The organism is Streptomyces sp. NPDC004788 (assembly GCF_053601115.1).
In genome coordinates, this window is the sequence record NZ_JBSGBF010000062.1 from 1 (window position 1) to 19573 (window position 19573).

Consider the following 19573-nt stretch of genomic DNA (forward strand, 5'->3'; position numbering starts at 1 on the left):
GGCCCCGGAACCATCAGGTTCCGGGGCCGCCCCTTCGTTCACTGACGCGTTACGCGTCCTTCGAGAGGTTCGGGCCGCCGCCCGCCGCCTCCACCGGAGGGACGTCCGGCAGGGCCGACTTCTCCTCGCCGCGGAAGGTGAACTTGCGCTCCTCGCCCTCGCCCTCCGTGTCCACGACCACGATGTGGCCGGGGCGCAGCTCGCCGAAGAGGATCTTCTCCGAGAGGGTGTCCTCGACCTCGCGCTGGATCGTCCGGCGCAGCGGCCGGGCGCCCATGACCGGGTCGTAACCCTTCTTCGCGAGGAGCTCCTTCGCGGACTGGGAGAGCTCGATGCCCATGTCCCGGTCCTTCAGGCGCTCGTCGACGCGGCTGATCATCAGGTCGACGATCTTGAGGATGTCCTCCTGCGTCAGCTGCGGGAAGACGATGATGTCGTCGACACGGTTGAGGAACTCCGGGCGGAAGTGCTGCTTCAGCTCGTCGCTGACCTTCGCCTTCATCCGCTCGTAGTTCGACTTCGTGTCGCCCTGGGCCGCGAAGCCGAGGTTGAAGCCCTTCGAGATGTCCCGGGTCCCGAGGTTGGTCGTCATGATGATGACCGTGTTCTTGAAGTCCACGACCCGGCCCTGGGAGTCGGTCAGGCGACCGTCCTCCAGGATCTGGAGAAGGGAATTGAAGATATCGGGGTGGGCCTTCTCGACCTCGTCGAAGAGGACCACGGAGAACGGCTTGCGGCGCACCTTCTCGGTGAGCTGGCCGCCCTCTTCGTAGCCCACGTATCCGGGCGGGGAACCGAAGAGACGGGAAACCGTGTGCTTCTCGCTGAACTCCGACATGTCGAGGGAGATCATCGCGTCCTCGTCGCCGAAGAGGAATTCGGCGAGCGCCTTGGACAGCTCGGTCTTACCGACACCGGACGGGCCGGCGAAGATGAACGAGCCACCGGGGCGCTTCGGGTCCTTCAGGCCGGCCCGCGTACGCCGGATGGCGCGCGAGAGGCCGATGACCGCGTCGTTCTGACCGATGACGCGCTTGTGGAGCTCTTCCTCCATGCGGAGCAGACGCGAGGACTCCTCCTCGGTCAGCTTGAAGACCGGGATGCCGGTGGCGGTCGCGAGGACCTCGGCGATCAGCTCGCCGTCGACCTCGGCGACGACGTCCATGTCGCCGGCCTTCCACTCCTTCTCCCGCTTGGCCTTCGCGGCGAGGAGCTGCTTCTCCTTGTCGCGCAGGGACGCGGCCTTCTCGAAGTCCTGCGAGTCGATCGCGGACTCCTTGTCCCGGCGGACGGCGGCGATCTTCTCGTCGAACTCGCGGAGGTCCGGCGGCGCGGTCATCCGGCGGATGCGCATCCGGGAACCGGCCTCGTCGATCAGGTCGATCGCCTTGTCCGGCAGGAAGCGGTCGGAGATGTAGCGGTCGGCCAGGGTCGCGGCCTGGACGAGGGCCTCGTCCGTGATGGAGACCCGGTGGTGGGCCTCGTAGCGGTCGCGCAGACCCTTGAGGATCTCGATCGTGTGCGGCAGCGACGGCTCGGCGACCTGGATGGGCTGGAAGCGGCGCTCGAGGGCGGCGTCCTTCTCCAGGTACTTGCGGTACTCGTCGAGGGTGGTGGCACCGATGGTCTGGAGCTCACCGCGGGCCAGCATCGGCTTGAGGATGCTGGCGGCGTCGATCGCGCCCTCGGCGGCGCCCGCACCCACCAGGGTGTGGAGCTCGTCGATGAACAGGATGATGTCGCCGCGGGTGCGGATCTCCTTGAGGACCTTCTTCAGGCGCTCCTCGAAGTCACCGCGGTAGCGGGAGCCGGCGACCAGCGCGCCGAGGTCCAGGGTGTAGAGGTGCTTGTCCTTGAGGGTCTCGGGCACCTCGCCCTTGACGATGGCCTGGGCCAGGCCCTCGACGACCGCCGTCTTGCCGACGCCGGGCTCGCCGATGAGGACCGGGTTGTTCTTGGTCCGGCGAGACAGCACCTGCATGACCCGCTCGATCTCCTTCTCGCGCCCGATGACCGGGTCGAGCTTGGACTCGCGGGCCGCCTGGGTGAGGTTGCGGCCGAACTGGTCGAGGACCAGGGACGTCGAGGGCGTGCCCTCGGCAGGGCCGCCCGCGGTGGCGGCTTCCTTGCCCTGGTAGCCGGAGAGCAGCTGGATGACCTGCTGCCGGACCCGGTTGAGATCGGCGCCCAGCTTCACGAGCACCTGGGCGGCAACGCCCTCGCCCTCGCGGATCAGGCCGAGCAGGATGTGCTCGGTGCCGATGTAGTTGTGGCCGAGCTGGAGGGCCTCGCGGAGCGACAGCTCCAGGACCTTCTTGGCACGAGGAGTGAAGGGGATGTGCCCGGACGGGGCCTGCTGGCCCTGGCCGATGATCTCCTCCACCTGCTGGCGGACCGCCTCGAGCGAAATCCCGAGGCTCTCCAGGGCCTTAGCGGCGACACCCTCACCCTCGTGGATAAGGCCCAGGAGGATGTGCTCGGTGCCGATGTAGTTGTGGTTGAGCATCCGGGCTTCTTCCTGAGCCAGGACGACAACCCGCCGCGCGCGGTCGGTGAACCTCTCGAACATCGTTAATCGCTCCTCAGAGCGGTCAGTCAGTTAGGGGTCGATCCCCTCCCTGTCCTTCCGCAGCTTAGTCCCGCAAGCGGGGACCGCTCATTCCAACTGCCGACATCCGTCCGGATCACCCCCTCAGTTCTTGGGGAGACCGCCTGCCGAACAGCCGACAAATGCTCCAACTCGATGGTGCGAGACGATGTTCCCGCAGGCCAAGCTGTTACCCGTGCCTTCAGTACGCCGATGGCGAACGTGAGACGCTTCTTGCCCGCGAGACGCCCCTCCTCACATGGAATGTCTTACCCGTAAGCACGGACACTCCATGCGGCGCACCCCGGTTCCCTCCGCTACGGGCGAACAACCTTGCGCGCTCGAATGCGTCCGTACGCCCCCATCATGGACACTCGGCGCTGCCGATCAAGGACCGTGCGTGACCAAAGCCGGCCCGGCGGCGTTCCCCCGGTATGCCCTTCACCGTGCCCTCGCCCCGCGCGCCGCTCGACGGCGGCACGGCGCCGGCCGCGACCGCGGCGGCGGCCGCCGCGGCGCGCTGGTACGAGCGGGAGCTCGGCTGGGCGTCGGTGGCGGGGCCTCCGCTGCAGCTTGTGACGGGGCTGCGGTTCGACGTCCTGGAGCTGCCCGCCGAGGCCGGTCGGGGCGTGCTGCGCCGGGCGGGCGTGGCCACCGGCCCCGTGGCGCTCATGGGGCGCCGGATGCGGCTGCTCGTGGCGGCCGGGAGCGCCGAGGAGCTGCCGGGGCTGCTCGACTGGCTGGAGTGGGGCGGGATCTCACTGGATCTGGCGACGCTCGGCACCGACGGCCGGATGACCGCCCCCGTCCCCCCGGGATGGCGGCCCACCGGTCGTACGGGCTCCGGCCCGAGCCAGGCGGGCGGCGCCGCGGTGTGGCTGAGGGCCCCCGAGCCGGGGCGCGAGGTCGAGGCCTCGCTGCCGGCCCTGTGGCCCTCGCCCTCGGGCGGTGCGGACGGCGTCCCCTGCCTGGTGCGGCTGGTGGCCGCCGCCGCAGCGGAATGCCACCGGACGCGGCTGCTGGGTGCTGCCCGGGCCCACCGGCCGGAGCCGGGGGCGGGGACGGCCGCTCAGCGAGCCGCGGGCTGACGCCTCGGTCGGCGCCTCAGCCGACGGCTCAGCGGTTGGCGTCCTCGTAGGCCGCCTTGATGTCGGCGGGCACGCGGCCGCGGTCGTTCACGTTGTAGCCGTTCTCCTTGGCCCACGCGCGGATCTTCGCGGTGTCCGGGCTGCCGGCGGAGGCCACGACGCGGCCCTTGCCACGGGTGCCGGCGCTGCGGCCGCCGGTGCGACGACCACTCTTGGCGTACGGCTCGAGCAGGCTGCGGAGCTTGTCCGCGTTGGCGGTGGTGAGGTCGATCTCGTAGGACTTGCCGTCCAGAGCGAACGTCACGGTCTCGTCCGCCTCGCCGCCGTCGAGGTCGTCGACAAGAAGGACCTGAACCTTCTGTGCCACCGGATTTCCCTTCATCGAAAATGCAGTACGCGGAAAGGAAACCGCTTTTCCCGGAAAAACACAAACCCCTGGGAGAGGTTCAGAACCCTGGGAACGCGGGAAACGTGCGCGATTCGGACATAGACGCTCCGATCCACGCGCGGCTCACAGGTGCAGAAGCATCCGGCTGTTGCCCAAGGTGTTCGGCTTCACTCGTTCGAGTCCGAGGAACTCCGCGACTCCCTCGTCATAGGAACGCAGGAGCTCGCTGTAGAGATCTCCGTCGATCGGAGTCTCCCCGATCTCGGTGAAGCCGTGCTTCGCGAAGAAGTCGACTTCGAAGGTGAGGCAGAAAACCCGGCGTACACCGAGCCACCGCGCGGTGTGCAGCAACTTGTCGAGCAGCTGATGCCCCACTCCGGCGCCCTTGAAGTCGGGATCGACCGCGAGCGTGCGCACTTCGGCGAGGTCTTCCCACATCACGTGCAGGGCGCCGCAGCCGACGACCGTGGCGTCCTCGTCGCGTTCGGCGACCCAGAACTCCTGGATGTCCTCGTAAAGGGTCACGTTGGCCTTGTCGAGGAGGATGCCGCGCCGGATGTAGGGATCGACGAGCCGGCGCAGGGCGGGGACGTCGGAGGTGCGGGCCCGGCGCACGGTCACGGCATTGGTGGAAGCGGATGACATGGGGGGACGTTATCGCCCGGACTCCGCGGTCCCCCCGCCCCCCTCGGCGGTTTCGGCGGGCGCGGGGGCGGCCGCCGGATCGGGGGTGTCCCGCTGGGCGATACGGACGGCGTCGTTCAGCGCCTCGCGCTGTTCGGGCGACATCATCCCGAAGAACGCGACGAGGGCCGCGGCCGGGTTGTCGCTCTGCGCCCATGCCTCGTTCATCAGTGCGGCCGAGTAGGCGGCCCGCGTGGAGACCGCCGTATATCGATAGGCGCGGCCTTCGACTTCCCTGCGCACCCAGCCCTTCTGATGGAGATTGTCCAATACGGTCATGACGGTGGTGTAGGCGATGGACCGTTCCTGCTGGAGATCCTCCAGGACTTCCCGGACGGTCACCGGGCGGTTCCATTGCCAGACGCGGGTCATGACGGCGTCTTCCAGCTCTCCCAATGGACGGGGCACAATGCCACCTTAGTGCGAGATCACCGCATACATGTCTTTTAGTGGAGAAAACGCCCCGGAAGACGGCAAAAAGGACGCACGGCCTGGCGGCGGCCGTACGTCCTCGGGGGCGCGGACCCCGCTACGAGGCGGCGGCGCCGCCCTGCTGCTGCGCGGCCTCGGCGCGGGCGAGGGCGGCGTCCACGGCCGCGTCCTCCTTGGCCTTGTTCGGGCCGCCCTGGCTCTTGACGATCGTGACGACGAGGCCGATGAAGAACGCGGCCATCACGATGGGGGGCAGGAGCGCGGATACGTAGTCCATGGCGTCCAGAGTAGCTATCCGGCCGCGCGTTCCTCGGGCGGGGGCGGGGGTACGGGGCGGCGCGGCGGGAACACCTCGGAGGGCTTGGGCGCCGGGCGTCCGCCGGGCGCGGGCGCCTTGGGGCCGGGGGCGGCCGGCTTGGCGGGCGCGGGCGGCCTGGGGCCCTGCCCCTCGTCGTCGGCGGCCGCCCGGCCGCCGGGCAGCGCGAGCAGCCGGACGCGCGGGGCGGGCGCGGGGACCAGCGGCGTACGGGCCTGGGCCTGGGCGACGCGGGCGAGGCGGGCCCTGACGGATCGTTCCGCCAGGATCTGGCAGCGGGCGAGCAGCGCCGCCGCGGCCGGGTTGCCGCGCAGCGCCCGCAGCGCGGCCAGGTCGTCCGCCTGGGGGTCGTACCCGGTGGCCAGCGCGTCCTGGAGCAGCTCCAGATAGCCGGCCAGCGAGCCGGGCAGCGCCTGGCGGTAGCGGACCAGGTCGGCGAGGAGGAAGGCGCGCAGTCGGCCGGCCTCGCGCACCGCCTCGTCCACGGAATCGGCCAGGCGCAGGCAGTCCTGGACGTCGTCGTCCGGCAGGGGGGCAGGGTTGAGTGCGGTGGCGAGGGCGCGGCGGAGCACGCGCAGCTCGTCCGCGCTGAACGCCATGCCGCCGCGGGGTCCGTAGGGCGTGGGCATGGGCCGAAGATACGCGCTAATCGGACAAATCCGCCGCTTTTCGATCTTCTCGGGCGGGTCGGTGCCCGCCCCGGACGCCCGGGCCGGGTCCTACTGCCGCGCCGTGTTCCGCTCGTAGACCATCCGCAGGCCGATCAGGGTCAGCCACGGCTCGTGCGCGTCGATCTCCTTCGAGTCGGCGAGCACCATCGGCGCCAGGCCGCCCGTGGCGATCACGGTCACGTCCGACGGGTCCCCGTCCGGGCCGGCCAGCTCGCGCTTCATCCGCGCGACGACGCCGTCCACCTGGCCCGCGTACCCGAAGACGATGCCGGACTGCATGGCCTCGACCGTGTTCTTGCCGATGACGCTGCGCGGCCGGGCCAGCTCGATCTTGCGGAGCATGGCGCCCTTCACGCCCAGCGCCTCGACGGAGATCTCGATGCCCGGGGCGATCGCGCCGCCCGCGTACTCGCCGCGCCGGGTGACCGCGTCGTACGTCGTCGCCGTGCCGAAGTCGACGACGATCGCGGGGCCGCCGTACAGCTCGACGGCCGCGACCGAGTTGATGATGCGGTCGGCGCCGACCTCCTTGGGGTTGTCCGTGAGGACCGGGACGCCCGTCTTGACGCCCGGCTCGACGAGGACGGCCTGGACGTCGCCGTAGTAGCGGCGGGTCACCTCGCGCAGTTCGTGCAGCACCGAGGGGACCGTCGCGCAGATCGCGATCCCCCCGATGCCGTCGCTCAGCTCGGCGCCGAGCAGGGGATGCATGCCCATGAGGCCCTGCAACAGGACCGCCCACTCGTCGGCGGTGCGGCTCGGGTCGGTCGAGATCCGCCAGTGCTCGACGATCTCGTCGCCGTCGAAGAGCCCGAGCACCGTCTGCGTGTTGCCGACGTCGATGGTGAGCAGCATCAGGCGTCGACCTCGCGCAGGTCGAGGCCGATGTCGAGGATCGGGGAGGAGTGGGTGAGACCGCCCACCGCGAGGTAGTCGACACCGGTGGCCGCGTAGGCCGCCGCGTTCTCCAGGGTGAGCCGGCCGGAGGACTCCAGGGCCGCCCGGCCGGCGACCAGGGCCACCGCCTCCTCGGTCTCGACCGGCGTGAAGTTGTCGAGCAGGATCAGGTCGGCGCCCGCGTCGAGGACCTCGCGGACCTGGTGCATCGTGTCGACCTCGACCTCGATCGCCAGGTCCGGGAACTGCTCGCGCACGGCCTTGAACGCCTGCGCCACACCGCCGGCCGCCACCACGTGGTTGTCCTTGACCAGGGCCGCGTCCGACAGCGACATGCGGTGGTTGACACCGCCGCCGCAGCGCACCGCGTACTTCTCCAGGGCACGCAGGCCCGGGGTGGTCTTGCGGGTGTCGCGGACCTTCGCGCCGGTGCCCTCCAGCGCGTCGGCCCACCTGCGGGTGGCCGTGGCGATGCCGGACAGGCGGCACAGGATGTTCAGGGCGCTGCGCTCACCGGTGAGCAGGTCGCGGGTGCGGGCGGTGACGCTGAGCAGCTTCTGGCCGGCCTCGACCCGGGCGCCGTCCTCGACGTGCCGCTCGACCTCGAACTCGTCGGTGCAGACGATGGAGAGCACCGCCTCGGCGACCCGCAGGCCGGCCACCGTGCCGGCCTCGCGGGCGGTGAAGTCGGCGGTCGCGACGGCGTCCTCGGGGACGGTGGCCACGGTCGTCACGTCCACGCCGCCGTCCAGGTCCTCGGCGATCGCCAGGTGCGCGATGTCCTCGACCTGGACCGGGTCGAGCCCGGCGTCGGCGAGCAGCTGGGCGAGCGCCGGGTCGAGCCCGCACTCGAACTCGTCCGCCTCGCCGCAGCCACAGCCGTCGCCGCAGCCACCGGCCGGCTCGGCCGGGGCGTTGATCTGGATCAGGGGGACGTCCACGGGCGTCGGACGTGCTTCCTCGGGCGTGCTCACGACAGCTGCTCCCTGGGTGCGTCGGGGGTTACGGGGGCGCCCGCCTCGGGGGTGACGGGCGGGAAGTCTGCGGTGGCGGTACGGGTGACCGCCAGGCTCCGGTCGGGCGTCAGGCGTACGACGAGGTGCCGCCGCCACGTCGCGTCGTCGCGGTCGGGGTGGTCCTCGCGCCAGTGGCAGCCGCGGGTCTCGGCGCGCTCGCGCGCGGCGGCGACCAGGACCCGGGCCACGCACAGCAGGTTGGTGGTCTCCCAGGACTCGACGCCCGGCTCGGCGGCCTTGTGTCCGTCCTCCGCGCCCTGCCGCAGCGCTTCGAGGGCGCCGGCCGCCTCGGCCAGGCCCGCGGCGGAGCGCAGCACGCCCGCGCCCCGGGTCATGGTCCGCTGGAGCTCGCGACGGGCCTCGGGGGCGAGCAGGGTCAGGACGGTGGTCGTGTCGTCGACGACCGGGGTGCCCTCGCGGTGCGGGCCGTGCGCCGCGATGTCGGCGACGATCCGCTCGGCGAAGACCAGGCCCTCCAGGAGCGAGTTCGAGGCCAGCCGGTTGGCGCCGTGCACCCCGGTACAGGCGACCTCGCCGCACGCGTACAGGCCGGGCACCGTGGTGCGGCCGTGCAGGTCGGTGCGGACTCCGCCGGAGGCGTGGTGGGCGGCCGGGGCGATCGGGATCGGCTCGGTGACCGGGTCGATGCCGTGCGCCCGGCACGCGGCCAGGATCGTCGGGAAGCGCTGCTCCCACATCTCGGCGCCGAAGTGCCGGGCGTCGAGGTACATGTGCTCGGCGTCCTGCTCCTGCATCCGGCGCGTGATCGCCTTGGCGACGATGTCGCGCGGCGCCAGCTCGGCCAGCTCGTGCTGCCCGAGCATGAAGCGGACCCCGTCGGCGTCGACGAGATGGGCGCCCTCGCCGCGTACCGCCTCGGAGACCAGCGGCTGCTGGCCCTCGGCACCGGCGCCGAGGAACAGCACCGTCGGGTGGAACTGGACGAACTCCAGGTCGGAGATCTCGGCCCCGGCGCGCAGCGCGAGGGCGACGCCGTCGCCGGTGGAGACGGAGGGGTTGGTGGTCGCGGAGAAGACCTGGCCCATGCCGCCGGTGGCGAGGACCACGGCGGGGGCGTGGACGGCGCCGACGCCGTCGTGCTGGCCCTCGCCCATCACGTGCAGGGTGACGCCTGCCGTGCGGCCGGCGTCGTCCTTGAGCAGGTCGAGCACGAGGGCGTGCTCGATGGTGCGCACGCCCCGCGCCCGTATCGCCTCGACCAGCGCGCGGGAGATCTCGGCGCCGGTGGCGTCGCCGCCGGCGTGCACGATCCGGCGGCGGTGGTGGCCGCCCTCGCGGGTCAGCGCGATCGCGCCGTCGGCGGTCAGGTCGAAGGCGGCGCCCGTCTCGATGAGCCGGCGCACGGCGTCCGGGCCCTCGGTGACCAGCGCGCGCACGGCCTGCACGTCGCAGAGCCCGGCGCCGGCCACCAGGGTGTCGTCGAGGTGCTGCTCGGGGGTGTCGCCCTCACCGAGCGCGGCGGCGACGCCGCCCTGCGCCCAGCGGGTGGAGCCGGCGTCGAGCAGTGCCTTGGTGACGACGACGGTGCTCAGCCCGGCGGCCGTGCACCGCAGGGCGGCGGTCAGACCGGCGATGCCGGAGCCGACCACGACGACGTCGGCGTCGATCGACCAGCCGGGGGCGGGCGCGTGCAGCCGTATTCCGGTCACTTGGCAACTCCGATCACTTCGCTGCTCCGATCACTTCGTGGCTCCGAAGGTCAGGGGGATGTTGTCGATGAGCCGCGTGGTCCCCACCCGCGCGGCGACGGCGAGGATCGCGTCGCCCTCGTGTCCGTCGGCGACGTCCGTGAAGTCGGCCGGGTCGACCAGGGCCACGTAGTCCAGGGTGAGCGGCGGCTCGGCCTTCCCCGCGTCGTCGAGCACGGCACGGGCCGCGGCCAGTACGGCGTCGGCGCCCCCGGACTCGGCGGCCTGGGCGACCGCGTGGGCGTCGGCGGCGGCGCGGGCCTCGCCGAGCCGGGACAGCGCCTCGGCGCGGGTCTCGCCCCGCCCCTGGGCGCCGGGCAGGGACTCGGCGCGGGCGCGCAGCGCCTCCTGGGCGGCGAGCCGGTCGCGGGCCGCGAACAGCGCGCGGGACAGCGCGAGGGCCGTACGGCGCTCCCCGGCCGACAGGTAGCGGTTGCGGCTGGACAGGGCGAGGCCGTCGGCCTCGCGGACCGTCGGCACGCCGACGATCTCGACCGGGAAGTTCAGGTCGCGGACCATCCGGCGGATCAGGGCCAGCTGCTGGGCGTCCTTCTGGCCGAAGAAGGCCAGGTCGGGCGCGGTGAGGTGGAGGAGCTTGGCGACGACGGTGAGCATGCCGTCGAAGTGGCCGGGCCGGGAGGCACCCTCCAGGCGCTCGCCCATGGGACCGGCGGTGATCCGCACCTGCGGCTCCCCGCCCGGGTAGACCTCGTCGACGGCCGGGGCGAAGACGGCGTCGGCGCCGGCCTCCTCGGCGACCGCCAGGTCGGCGTCCAGGGTGCGCGGATAGCGGTCGAGGTCCTCGCCCGCGCCGAACTGCAGCGGGTTGACGAAGACGGTGACGACGACGGTGCCGTCGGCGCCGACCCGCTCGCGGGCGGCCCGGACCAGGGTGGCGTGGCCGTCGTGGAGGGCGCCCATGGTCATGACCACGGCGCGGCGGCCCTCGCCCCCCTTCAGGGCGCGGAGCTCGGCGGCCGTACGGACCGGGGTGAGAGTCATCGGTGGTCGTCCTTCTCGGCGAGCACGCCCAACAGGTCCTCGGCCAGCTCGGGCTTGAGCAGGCCGTGCGCGAGCGCCCGGTCGGCGGTGGCGCGGGCCATCGCGAGATAGCCGGCGACGGTGCCGGGCGCGTGCTTGTGCAGCTCGGCGACGTGCGCGGCGACGGTGCCCGCGTCGCCGCGGGCGACCGGCCCGGTGAGGGCCGCGTCGCCGGAGCGCAGCGCGTTGTCCAGGGCCGCGCCGAGCAGCGGGCCGAGCATCCGGTCCGGGGCGGCGACCCCGGCCGATCGCAGCAGCTCCATGGCCTGGGCCACCAGGGTGACCAGGTGGTTCGCGCCGAGGGCGAGCGCCGCGTGGTAGAGCGGCCGGTTCTCCTCGGCGATCCACTCGGGCTCGCCGCCCATCTCGATCACCAGGGCCTCGGCGGCCAGTCGCAGCTCCTCGGGCGCGGTGACGCCGAAGGAGCAGCCGGCGAGCCGCTGGACGTCCACGGAGGTGCCGGTGAAGGTCATGGCCGGGTGCAGCGCGAGCGGCAGCGCGCCGGCGCGCCGGGCCGGGTCGAGGACCCGCACCCCGTACCGCCCGGAGGTGTGCACCACGAGCTGGCCGGGCCGCACGGCACCGGTCTCGGCGAGGCCCTCGACGAGGCCGGGCAGGGCGTCGTCGGGGACGGTGAGCAGGACCAGGTCCGCCAGCGCGAGCACCTGGGCCGGCTCGACGACGGGTACGTCGGGGAGCAGGGCAGCGGCGCGGCGGCGGGAGGCGTCGGAGACGGCCGAGACGGCGACCGGGCGGTGTCCGGCGAGCTGGAGGGCGGCGGCGAGGGCGGGCCCCACGCGGCCGGCGCCGACGACTCCGACGGTGAGCCGGGCGGGGCGGTCCTCGGCGCGGTCCGCGTGCCGGGGGTGCGCCGTGGGCTCGGCGGGCTCGGGTGGTGGTGCGTTCACTGTTCGGATCGGCCTTCCGTTCCAGTCCGCGGGGGGTACCGGACGATTTCTGGTCATGCTACGCCAGCGTTTCGACGCCATCTCGCGGGCTGTCCACAGGGTGTGGGTGGCGGTATGACGATCGGACCGGGGGTGGGGACAACTCCGTGGAGGGGGAGTCGTCCATGGCCCATGATCGGGCCATGGACATGGAACAGCAGGGCGCCGAGGAGCACGTGCGGGAGCAGCGGGACGATCAGGGGGCGGGTCTGAGGCAGGAACAGGAGCGGGAGCAGGAGCAGGAGCGGGAGCTGCCCGCCCGGGTCCACCGGGCCCGGGTGTGGGGCGGGGCGGCGCGCAAGCTGCAGGACGCCCCGCCGGACGGCACCGTGGCCGAGCGGCTGCGCGAGCTGGCCGACTGGGCCGCGACCACGCCGTTCGCGGACCAGCCGGTCGACACGTACGGCGACCTGCTCGTCGAGGAGCTGGAGCGGCGGGTCGCGGCGGAGCTCGGCTTCCCGGCCGCGGCCTTCTTCCCCACCGGCACCATGGCCCAGCAGATCGCGCTGCGCGGCTGGGCCGGCCGCACCGGCAACCCGGTCGTCGCGCTGCACCCGCTCGCCCATCCGGAGGGCCACGAGAACGACGCCTTCGGCACCGTGAGCGGGCTGCGCACGATCCACCCCACGAGCGAGCCCCGGCTGCCCACGGCCGACGAGGTGCGCGACCTCCCGGAGCCGTTCGGGGCGCTGATGGTGGAGCTGCCGCTGCGCGAGGCGGGCTTCGTCCTGCCCACCTGGGACGAGCTCGTCGACGTCGTCGAGGCGGCCCGGGAGCGGGACGCGGTGGTCCACTTCGACGGGGCCAGGCTGTGGGAGTGCACGACCCACTTCGGCCGGAGCCTCCCGGAGATCGCGGGCCTCGCGGACAGCGTCTACGTGTCGTTCTACAAGTCGCTGGGCGGCATGTCCGGCGCGGCCCTGGCCGGCCCCGAGGAGCTGGTGGCGGAGGCCAAGCTGTGGCGCCACCGGTACGGCGGCCAGATCTTCTCGCAGTACCCGGCGGCCCTCTCCGCCCTGCGCGGCCTGGACACGGAGCTGCCCGCGCTGCCCTCGTACGTGGCGCACGCGCGCGTCGTCGCGGACGCGCTGCGCGAGGCCTTCTCGGAGGCGGGCGTCGGCTGGTTCCGGGTCCACCCCGGGATACCCCACACCCACCAGTTCCAGGTCTGGCTCCCCCATGACCCCGACGCCCTCACCGCAGCCGCCCTCTCCCTCGCCGAGGACACCGGAACCACCCTGTTCCGCCGCTGGTTCCCCGGCCCGGTGGGCGGCCCGCCCGGCACGGCGATGACGGAGGTGACGGTGGGCGCGCCGGGCCTGAAGTGGACGAAGGAGGACGTGAAGGAGGCGACGCGGGACTTCCTGGCGCGAGTGGCCGGCTAGGACTGCCGTCGCTAGCCGGCCGTCGGCCGGGGGCTCCGGTGGAGGGCCGCGCGCAGCGCGAGGCGGATGCGGCCCCGGGCCGGGCGGCCCGCCAGGACCGCTTCGAAGCGACGGTGGTCACGGGCCGCCCGCAGCGCGGCGAGGTCGTGGGTGCCGGGCGCGGGCGGAGCCGCCTCGCCCTGCTGAGCGGCCCGGTAGGCGTCGAAGAGGTACTGGTGAAGTGCGTTCATGGACTCACCGTGCGCCCGGCGCGCCCGCCGCCGCCCGTCGATTGACGGGCCTCGTCAATCGGGGCGACACCCCGCCCACCCGAGCCCACCATGGACCGGTGAGCGTGAGCATCGACATCACCGGACTGCCGCACGAGCGGATCGCCTTCTGCCCGTCGCCCCTCGCCGAGCTCGGCAACGCCCTGCACGCGCTGGCCGAGCCGGGACACCACCCCCGGCAGCACGCGTGGACGGCGGCGACCGCCGCCGCGCTGAAGCCGGAGCTGGCGGACCGGCTGCACGAAGCGGACTTCATGTGGCGGTCCACCCGGTCCGACTTCCTGCTGCCCGCGCAGCCGCGCGAGACGCTCGCGGAGGAGCTCGACGACCTCGACCGGATGGACGACGAGAAGTTCGTCGGCTCCGCCCTGGAGATCTCGTGCAGCAACAGCCACTACGGCCGCGGCCTGCCCTCGCCGCTGGTCGACGCCCGGTCCCGGCGCCGCGCGCTCGACCTGGCGGCGGCGCGCGGCCCGCGCCAGGCCGCGTTCGTCGAGCGGATGCTGGCCGACCCGGCCGGCACCCGCGCCTGGGTCCGCCGGCTCCTTGAGGACTGCGAGGACGCCTTCTTCGGCGACACCTGGCGCCGGGTCCGCATCCAGCTCGCGGCCGACGCCCGCCACAAGGGCGAGCTGCTCCGCCGCAAGGGCCTGGCCGAGGCGCTGGCCGACGCCTCCCCGGCGATGAGCCTGGAGGAGGACGCCCACGGCACCCGGATCGTCATCGACAAGCTGGTGCAGGGCCGGGCCGAGGCACAGGGCCGGGCCGTCACGCTCATCCCGACGGTGTTCGGCTGGCCGCACCTGTTCGCCGTCTACGCGCCCGGCTGGCAACCCGTCATCCAGTACCCGGCGGCCAACCGCGAGATCGGCGGCACCGAACCCGTCGAGAGGGTGCAGGCGCGCCTGGAGGCGCTCGCCCACCCCATGCGGATGAGCCTGTGCCGCCACCTGGCGCGCGGCCCGTACACGACGAGCGAGCTGGCCGACGCGTACGGCATCACCGCCCCCGAGGTCTCCCGCCACCTCACCGTCCTGAAGAAGGCCGGGCTGCTCACCACCCAGCGCCGGGGCCGCTATGTGCTGCACCAGCTGGACTTCTCCGTGGTCGCCCGGCTGGGCAGCGACTTCCTGGAGTCCGTGCTGCGGTAGCCGGCGTCACCGGTCTCAGTCGAAGCGGATGTGGGAGAGGCCGATCCGGATGCGGCGCAGGCGGTGGCGCAGGGGGCCGTCCGTGTTCGGCGCGATCCGGAGGCCGGCCAGCGCGGCGACCCGGTCGGCGACCTCCGGGACGGTCAGCTCGTCCGTACGGATGTGATCGGCGAAGTCCTCTCCCGCCAGGGCCGCCAGACAGCCGTCCAGCTTCCGCACGGCGAAGCTCTCCCGCTTGAGGCCGCGCCCGAGCCCCCGCTCGGTGAGCCGCCGCAGCACCGTCTCCCGCTCCGCGAGCAGCGCGAAGTGCCGCACCCGGGCCTCGCCGTGCGCGTCCCGCAGCCGGCCGACGATCTCGGCGAAGTACGCCGGCTCGACGAGGGTCATCGGCACGAGCACCGGGCCCTCGTGCCGCCGCAGCGCCAGGTCCAGGACCTCGTACACGCCCTGCCGCCACGCCGCGAGGTCCTGGAAGTCACCCCGCAGCGCGGGCGGCAGGGTGCGGTGCAGGCCGAAGCCGATGTGTTCCGGATCGCAGACGACACTGCCCGGCAGACGGCGCCGCAGCTCGTACGCGGTCTGGGTCTTGCCGCCGCCGAAGGGCCCGTTGATCCAGAGCAGCACGTCAGCGCCCGCCGCCCGCCCGCACCAGCCCGGTCTCGTACGCGAGGACCACGACCTGCACCCGGTCGCGCAGGTCCAGCTTGGTGAGGATGCGGCCCACGTGCGTCTTCACGGTCGCCTCGGACAGCACGAGCCGGGCCGCGATCTCGCCGTTCGACAGGCCCTGCGCGACCAGGAGCATGACCTCGCGCTCGCGCTCGGTCAGCTTGTCGACCGCGCTGTCGGCGGAACGCTCACGGCCCGTCGACGGCAGCATCGGCGAGAAGCGGTCGAGCAGGCGGCGGGTGGTGGACGGGGCCACCACCGCGTCGCCGCTGTGCACCGAGCGGATCGCGCCGAGCAGCTCGCCCGGCGGCACGTCCTTCAGCATGAAGCCGCTGGCGCCCGCCTTCAGCCCCGAGAACGCGTACTCGTCGAGGTCGAAGGTGGTCAGGATCAGCACCTTCGGCGCGTCCGGCTCGGCGCAGATCCGGCGCGTCGTCTCCACCCCGTCCAGCTTGGGCATGCGCACGTCCATCAGGACCACGTCGACCTCCGCGGACCGCAGGACCTGCAGCGCCTCCACGCCGTCACCGGCCTCCGCCACGACCTCCATGTCCGGCTGGGCGGCGAGCACCATGCGGAAACCGGTGCGCAGCAGCGCCTGGTCGTCGACGAGCATCACGCGGATGGACATGGAGATCCTTAAAGGTCGTCAGTGAGCGGTCTTGAGGGGGAGCAGGGCGCTGATGCGGAAGCCGCCGCCGGGGCGCGGACCGGCGTCCAGAGTGCCGCCGACCATGCCGACCCGCTCCCGCATGCCGATCAGGCCGTGACCGCGGCCGTCGGCGCCGCCGTCCTCGTACATCTCCTGCGGCGCCCCGCGTCCGTCGTCCTCGACGAGCAGCCCGAGGCCGTCGTCGAAGTAGACGAGCCGCACGCTCGCACCCGCGTCGGGGCCGCCGTGCTTGCGCGTGTTGGTGAGGGCTTCCTGCACGATCCGGTACGCCGTGAGCTCGACGCCGCTGGGCAGCGGGCGCGGATTGCCCTCGATCTTGAAGTCGATCGCGAGACCGGTGCCGCGGACCTGCTCGACCAGGTCCTCGATCTGCTTGACGTCCGGCTGGGGCACGTACTCCCCCGCCTCCTGGTGCTCGCCGGTGCGCAGGATGCCGAGCAGCCGCCGCATCTCGGCGAGCGCCTGCCGGCCGGTGGAGGAGATGGTCTCCAGGGCCTGCTTGGCGGTCTCCGGCGAGGAGTCCATGACGTACGCGGCGCCGTCCGCCTGCACCACCATCACGGACACGTTGTGGGCGACGACGTCGTGCAGCTCGCGGGCGATCCGGGCGCGCTCGGCGGCGACCGCGACCTTGGCCTGCGCCTCGCGCTCCTTCTCCAGCCGCGAGGCTCGCTCCTCCAGCTGCGCGAAGTAGGCGCGGCGGGTGCGCAGGGAGTCGCCGAGGACCCAGGCGAGCGCGAACGGCACGGTCATGATGACGACGAAGAAGACGGTGCCGGCGGAGGAGCGCGACGCCTCCACCGGCCAGCGCAGCTGGGACAGCAGGGCCGCGCTCAGCCCGCCGGCGAGCGCGAGCCGGGAGGCCCAGCGCGGCCCGTCGTGCGCCGCGACCGTGTAGATGATCACGAGCATGGCGAAGTCGGGCATGAACGGGACGATCCCCAGCGCCAGCTGGCCGAGCCCGAGCACGACCGCGAGCAGCAGCATCTTCTCCGGCATCCGCCGGCGCAACGCGACGACCAGCGAGAACAGCGCGGCCACGGCCCCGTACGCGAGGGGCTGGCCGATCCTCGGGGAGGACGTGTCCACCCACAGCACTGACATCCCGAAGAGGACGACGGCCCAGAAGGTGTCGACGCCCGTCGGGTGTCTGCGGAGGAAGTCGTAGAGACGCTGCACACAGCAAAGCGTAGGGAAGAGAGATAGGTGCAGGGGTCAACCGTGGGTCCCATCCTTCCGCCGCGGCACCTACTCCCCAAGGTGGAGACTGGGGCACGTGACGGACGACGAGACGGACGAGGCAGCGGACGGGACGCCGGGCAGGACGCCGGACGAGACGCCGGACGAGACGCCGGACGGGGCGGGTGAGTGGCAGGGGTGGCGGGCCGCCATGGAGCGCGCCCTGTACGGCCCCGACGGCTTCTTCCTGCGCCCCGAGGGCCCCGCCGGCCACTTCCGTACGTCGGTGCACGCCTCCCCGCTCTTCGCCGGCGCCGTCGCCCGGCTGCTCGCCACGACCGCCGAGGAGCTGGACACGGACGAGGTCGACTTCGTGGACGTCGGCGCCGGACGCGGCGAGCTGATCACCGGCGTGCTCGCCGCCGCGCCGCCGGGGCTGCGGATCCGGGCGTGCGGGGTCGAGCGCGCCGCCCGGCCGGACGGCCTGGACCCGCGGATCACCTGGACCGACCGGATTCCGGAGGGCGGGGTGCGCGGGCTGCTCTTCGCCAACGAGTGGCTCGACAACGTGCCGGTCGACATCGCGACGGTCGACGAGGACGGGGCCGTCCGGTACGTGTCGGTACGCGCCGACGGTACGGAACGGCCGGGCGCGCCCGTCACCGGCGCCGACGCCGCGTGGCTGGACCGCTGGTGGCCGCTGCGCGAGCCGGGCGAGCGCGCCGAGATCGGCCGTCCCCGGGACGCCGCCTGGGCCGCGGCCGTCGGCTCCCTCGCGGCGGGCACCGCGATCGCCGTCGACTACGGTCATCTGCGCGCCGCCCGTCCTCCCTTCGGCACCCTCACCGCCTTCCGCGCCGGCCGCGAGCTCCCCCCTGTCCCCGACGGCAGCCGCGACCTGACCGCCCACGTGGCCCTGGACGCCTGCGCGGCCGCCGTGCCGTCCGTCGACACCGAGCTGCGCACCCAGCGCGAGGCGCTGCACGGGCTCGGCGTGGCCGGCACCCGCCCGCCGCTCTCGCTCGCCTCGACGGACCCGGCCGGCTACGTCCGCGCCCTCGCCGCGGCGGGCGAGGCCGCGGAGCTGACCGCGGCGGGCGGGCTCGGCGACTTCCTCTGGCTCGTCCAGCGGGTGCCGGGGGCCCGCGAGGTGCGCGGGGCTCACGAAGCACAGGGGGCCCGCGAGGTGCAGGGGGCCCGCGAGGTGCAGGGGGCCCAGGGGGTCCCGGGCGATTCCGGGCACGGGGGATACTGAGCGGCATGACGGAGACGACGGTCGGCATCGGCGGCGCGGCGGAGAGCACCGACATGGTGCTGAACATCGGGCCGCAGCATCCCTCCACGCACGGAGTGCTCCGGCTGAAGCTGGTGCTCGACGGCGAGGTGGTGCGCGAGGCCGAGCCGGTCATCGGATACATGCACCGCGGGGCCGAGAAGCTGTTCGAGGCGCGGGACTACCGGCAGATCATCATGCTGGCCAACCGGCACGACTGGCTGTCCGCGTTCTCCAACGAGCTCGGCGTGGTCATGGCCGTCGAGCGGATGCTGGGCATGGAGGTGCCGGAGCGGGCCGTGTGGACGCGGACGCTGCTCGCCGAGCTGAACCGGGTCCTCAACCACCTGATGTTCCTCGGCTCGTACCCGCTCGAACTGGGCGGTATCACCCCGGTCTTCCATGCCTTCCGCGAGCGCGAGGAGCTCCAGGCCGCGATGGAGGAGGTCTCCGGCGGCCGCATGCACTACATGTTCAACCGGGTCGGCGGCCTCAAGGAGGACCTGCCGGCGGGCTGGCTGGGACGGGCGCGGCAGGCCGTCGCGGACGTGCGGTCGCGGATGGACGTGTACGACCGGCTGGTGCTCGGCAACGAGATCTTCCGCGGCCGGACCCGCGGGGTCGGGGTGCTGCGTCAGGAGACCGTGCACGCGTACGGGGTGTCGGGGCCGATCGCCCGCGCCTCCGGCGTCGACTTCGACCTGCGCCGGGACGAGCCGTACCTCGCGTACGGGGAGCTGGCGGACGTGCTGCGGGTGGTGACGCGGTCGGAGGGCGACTGCCTGGCCCGCTTCGAGTGCCTGCTCGACCAGACGCACAACTCCCTGGACCTGGCCGACGCCTGCCTGGACCGGCTCGACCAGCTGCCGCAGGGGCCGATCAACCAGCGCCTGCCGAAGGTCCTCAAGGCGCCGGAGGGCCACACCTACGCCTGGACCGAGAACCCCCTCGGCATCAACGGCTACTACCTCGTCTCCAAGGGCGAGAAGACCCCGTACCGGCTCAAGCTGCGCTCGGCGTCGTACAACAACATCCAGGCGCTGGTCGAGCTGCTGCCGGGGACGCTGGTCGCGGACATGGTGGCGATCCTGGGGTCGATGTTCTTCGTCGTCGGCGACATCGACAAGTAGGCGCCGGAACCAGGCACCGGAAGCAGGCACCGGAAGTAGGCAGCACCCAAGCGGAAGGCGCCGACGGA

Annotated in this window: 20 protein-coding genes; 5 read left to right on the forward strand and 15 right to left on the reverse strand. The window is 72.9% G+C overall.

What is annotated here, in order from left to right:
* Nucleotides 1-49 precede the first annotated feature (49 nt).
* Nucleotides 50-2569 carry an ATP-dependent Clp protease ATP-binding subunit gene (locus ACWEJX_RS24645; protein ID WP_451609575.1) on the reverse strand — a complete coding sequence of 840 codons (2520 nt, stop codon included), beginning with the start codon at nt 2567-2569 and terminating at the stop codon, nt 50-52.
* A gap of 452 nt (nt 2570-3021) precedes the next feature.
* Between ACWEJX_RS24645 and ACWEJX_RS24650 the strand changes: the two genes are divergently transcribed.
* On the forward strand, nt 3022-3675 hold the full coding sequence (locus ACWEJX_RS24650; protein WP_451609576.1) for an SCO3374 family protein: 654 nt from the start codon (nt 3022-3024) through the stop codon (nt 3673-3675).
* A gap of 28 nt (nt 3676-3703) precedes the next feature.
* Here the strand turns inward: ACWEJX_RS24650 and ACWEJX_RS24655 are convergent, their stop codons facing one another.
* The 10 genes from ACWEJX_RS24655 to ACWEJX_RS24700 form a co-directional block, all read right to left on the reverse strand.
* Entirely contained in the window at nt 3704-4042 is a 339-nt protein-coding gene (locus ACWEJX_RS24655; RefSeq protein ID WP_403793704.1) for a histone-like nucleoid-structuring protein Lsr2, read from the reverse strand.
* A 144-nt stretch (nt 4043-4186) separates the two neighbouring features.
* Nucleotides 4187-4708, reverse strand: a complete 522-nt coding sequence (locus ACWEJX_RS24660; RefSeq protein ID WP_451609577.1) for an amino-acid N-acetyltransferase — start codon at nt 4706-4708, stop codon at nt 4187-4189.
* A gap of 9 nt (nt 4709-4717) precedes the next feature.
* A complete protein-coding gene (locus ACWEJX_RS24665) occupies nt 4718-5155 on the reverse strand; it encodes a BlaI/MecI/CopY family transcriptional regulator (protein ID WP_451609578.1) in 438 nt (145 codons plus the stop codon).
* Nucleotides 5156-5276: 121 nt separating this feature from the next.
* Complete coding sequence (locus ACWEJX_RS24670) at nt 5277-5456, reverse strand: hypothetical protein (RefSeq protein ID WP_451609579.1); 180 nt, start codon at nt 5454-5456, stop codon at nt 5277-5279.
* A gap of 14 nt (nt 5457-5470) precedes the next feature.
* Nucleotides 5471-6094, reverse strand: coding sequence for a hypothetical protein (locus tag ACWEJX_RS24675; RefSeq protein ID WP_451609611.1), 624 nt, complete (start codon nt 6092-6094; stop codon nt 5471-5473).
* A gap of 120 nt (nt 6095-6214) precedes the next feature.
* Nucleotides 6215-7021, reverse strand: a complete 807-nt coding sequence (locus ACWEJX_RS24680) for a type III pantothenate kinase (RefSeq protein ID WP_451609580.1) — start codon at nt 7019-7021, stop codon at nt 6215-6217.
* Nucleotides 7021-8037, reverse strand: a complete 1017-nt coding sequence (nadC, locus tag ACWEJX_RS24685; protein ID WP_451609581.1) for a carboxylating nicotinate-nucleotide diphosphorylase — start codon at nt 8035-8037, stop codon at nt 7021-7023. Before nadC ends, ACWEJX_RS24680 begins: the two co-directional genes overlap by 1 nt.
* Nucleotides 8034-9749 carry an L-aspartate oxidase gene (locus tag ACWEJX_RS24690; protein WP_451609582.1) on the reverse strand — a complete coding sequence of 572 codons (1716 nt, stop codon included), beginning with the start codon at nt 9747-9749 and terminating at the stop codon, nt 8034-8036. The genes nadC and ACWEJX_RS24690 overlap by 4 nt, the downstream gene beginning before the upstream one ends.
* A 30-nt stretch (nt 9750-9779) precedes the next feature.
* Nucleotides 9780-10790 carry a pantoate--beta-alanine ligase gene (panC, locus tag ACWEJX_RS24695; RefSeq protein WP_451609583.1) on the reverse strand — a complete coding sequence of 337 codons (1011 nt, stop codon included), beginning with the start codon at nt 10788-10790 and terminating at the stop codon, nt 9780-9782.
* Complete coding sequence (locus ACWEJX_RS24700; protein WP_451609584.1) at nt 10787-11737, reverse strand: Rossmann-like and DUF2520 domain-containing protein; 951 nt, start codon at nt 11735-11737, stop codon at nt 10787-10789. The genes panC and ACWEJX_RS24700 overlap by 4 nt, the downstream gene beginning before the upstream one ends.
* Before the next feature lie 188 nt (nt 11738-11925).
* Between ACWEJX_RS24700 and ACWEJX_RS24705 the strand changes: the two genes are divergently transcribed.
* Nucleotides 11926-13161, forward strand: coding sequence for a threonine aldolase family protein (locus ACWEJX_RS24705; protein ID WP_451609612.1), 1236 nt, complete (start codon nt 11926-11928; stop codon nt 13159-13161).
* An 11-nt stretch (nt 13162-13172) separates the two neighbouring features.
* Here ACWEJX_RS24705 and ACWEJX_RS24710 read toward each other — a convergent pair whose 3' ends face one another.
* On the reverse strand, nt 13173-13391 hold the full coding sequence (locus ACWEJX_RS24710; protein WP_451609585.1) for a hypothetical protein: 219 nt from the start codon (nt 13389-13391) through the stop codon (nt 13173-13175).
* Between the two features lie 98 nt (nt 13392-13489).
* Here ACWEJX_RS24710 and ACWEJX_RS24715 point away from each other — a divergent pair, with 98 nt between their 5' ends.
* Nucleotides 13490-14581: a DUF5937 family protein gene (locus ACWEJX_RS24715; RefSeq protein WP_451609586.1), complete on the forward strand. Its 1092-nt coding sequence runs from the start codon at nt 13490-13492 to the stop codon at nt 14579-14581.
* 15 nt (nt 14582-14596) lie between these two features.
* Here ACWEJX_RS24715 and ACWEJX_RS24720 read toward each other — a convergent pair whose 3' ends face one another.
* Genes ACWEJX_RS24720 through ACWEJX_RS24730 form a run of 3 tightly spaced genes read right to left on the reverse strand, consistent with a single transcriptional unit; the run spans nt 14597 to nt 17102 of the window.
* A complete protein-coding gene (locus ACWEJX_RS24720) occupies nt 14597-15205 on the reverse strand; it encodes an AAA family ATPase (protein WP_451609587.1) in 609 nt (202 codons plus the stop codon).
* A 1-nt stretch (nt 15206) separates the two neighbouring features.
* Nucleotides 15207-15881, reverse strand: coding sequence for a response regulator (locus tag ACWEJX_RS24725; RefSeq protein WP_451609588.1), 675 nt, complete (start codon nt 15879-15881; stop codon nt 15207-15209).
* A gap of 18 nt (nt 15882-15899) precedes the next feature.
* Nucleotides 15900-17102: a sensor histidine kinase gene (locus tag ACWEJX_RS24730; RefSeq protein ID WP_451609589.1), complete on the reverse strand. Its 1203-nt coding sequence runs from the start codon at nt 17100-17102 to the stop codon at nt 15900-15902.
* A 211-nt stretch (nt 17103-17313) separates the two neighbouring features.
* On the opposite strand from ACWEJX_RS24730, the gene ACWEJX_RS24735 reads away from it, so the two are divergent.
* Both ACWEJX_RS24735 and ACWEJX_RS24740 read left to right on the forward strand, forming a co-directional pair.
* A complete protein-coding gene (locus tag ACWEJX_RS24735) occupies nt 17314-18357 on the forward strand; it encodes an SAM-dependent methyltransferase (protein ID WP_451609613.1) in 1044 nt (347 codons plus the stop codon).
* Between the two features lie 5 nt (nt 18358-18362).
* Complete coding sequence (locus ACWEJX_RS24740) at nt 18363-19505, forward strand: NADH-quinone oxidoreductase subunit D (RefSeq protein ID WP_451609590.1); 1143 nt, start codon at nt 18363-18365, stop codon at nt 19503-19505.
* The last annotated feature ends 68 nt before the right edge of the window (nt 19506-19573 follow it).

Bases quoted from the DNA above. Each gene is read 5' to 3' on its own strand.
- ACWEJX_RS24740 (WP_451609590.1), top strand. From the start codon at position 18,363: ATGACGGAGACGACGGTCGGCATCGGCGGCGCGGCGGAGAGCACCGAC.
- ACWEJX_RS24660 (WP_451609577.1), bottom strand. From the start codon at position 4,708: ATGTCATCCGCTTCCACCAATGCCGTGACCGTGCGCCGGGCCCGCACC.
- ACWEJX_RS24710 (WP_451609585.1), bottom strand. From the start codon at position 13,391: ATGAACGCACTTCACCAGTACCTCTTCGACGCCTACCGGGCCGCTCAG.
- ACWEJX_RS24670 (WP_451609579.1), bottom strand. From the start codon at position 5,456: ATGGACTACGTATCCGCGCTCCTGCCCCCCATCGTGATGGCCGCGTTC.
- ACWEJX_RS24705 (WP_451609612.1), top strand. From the start codon at position 11,926: ATGGAACAGCAGGGCGCCGAGGAGCACGTGCGGGAGCAGCGGGACGAT.
- ACWEJX_RS24680 (WP_451609580.1), bottom strand. From the start codon at position 7,021: ATGCTGCTCACCATCGACGTCGGCAACACGCAGACGGTGCTCGGGCTC.
- ACWEJX_RS24735 (WP_451609613.1), top strand. From the start codon at position 17,314: ATGGAGCGCGCCCTGTACGGCCCCGACGGCTTCTTCCTGCGCCCCGAG.
- panC (WP_451609583.1), bottom strand. From the start codon at position 10,790: ATGACTCTCACCCCGGTCCGTACGGCCGCCGAGCTCCGCGCCCTGAAG.
- ACWEJX_RS24645 (WP_451609575.1), bottom strand. From the start codon at position 2,569: ATGTTCGAGAGGTTCACCGACCGCGCGCGGCGGGTTGTCGTCCTGGCT.
- ACWEJX_RS24725 (WP_451609588.1), bottom strand. From the start codon at position 15,881: ATGTCCATCCGCGTGATGCTCGTCGACGACCAGGCGCTGCTGCGCACC.
- ACWEJX_RS24650 (WP_451609576.1), top strand. From the start codon at position 3,022: ATGCCCTTCACCGTGCCCTCGCCCCGCGCGCCGCTCGACGGCGGCACG.
- ACWEJX_RS24675 (WP_451609611.1), bottom strand. From the start codon at position 6,094: ATGGCGTTCAGCGCGGACGAGCTGCGCGTGCTCCGCCGCGCCCTCGCC.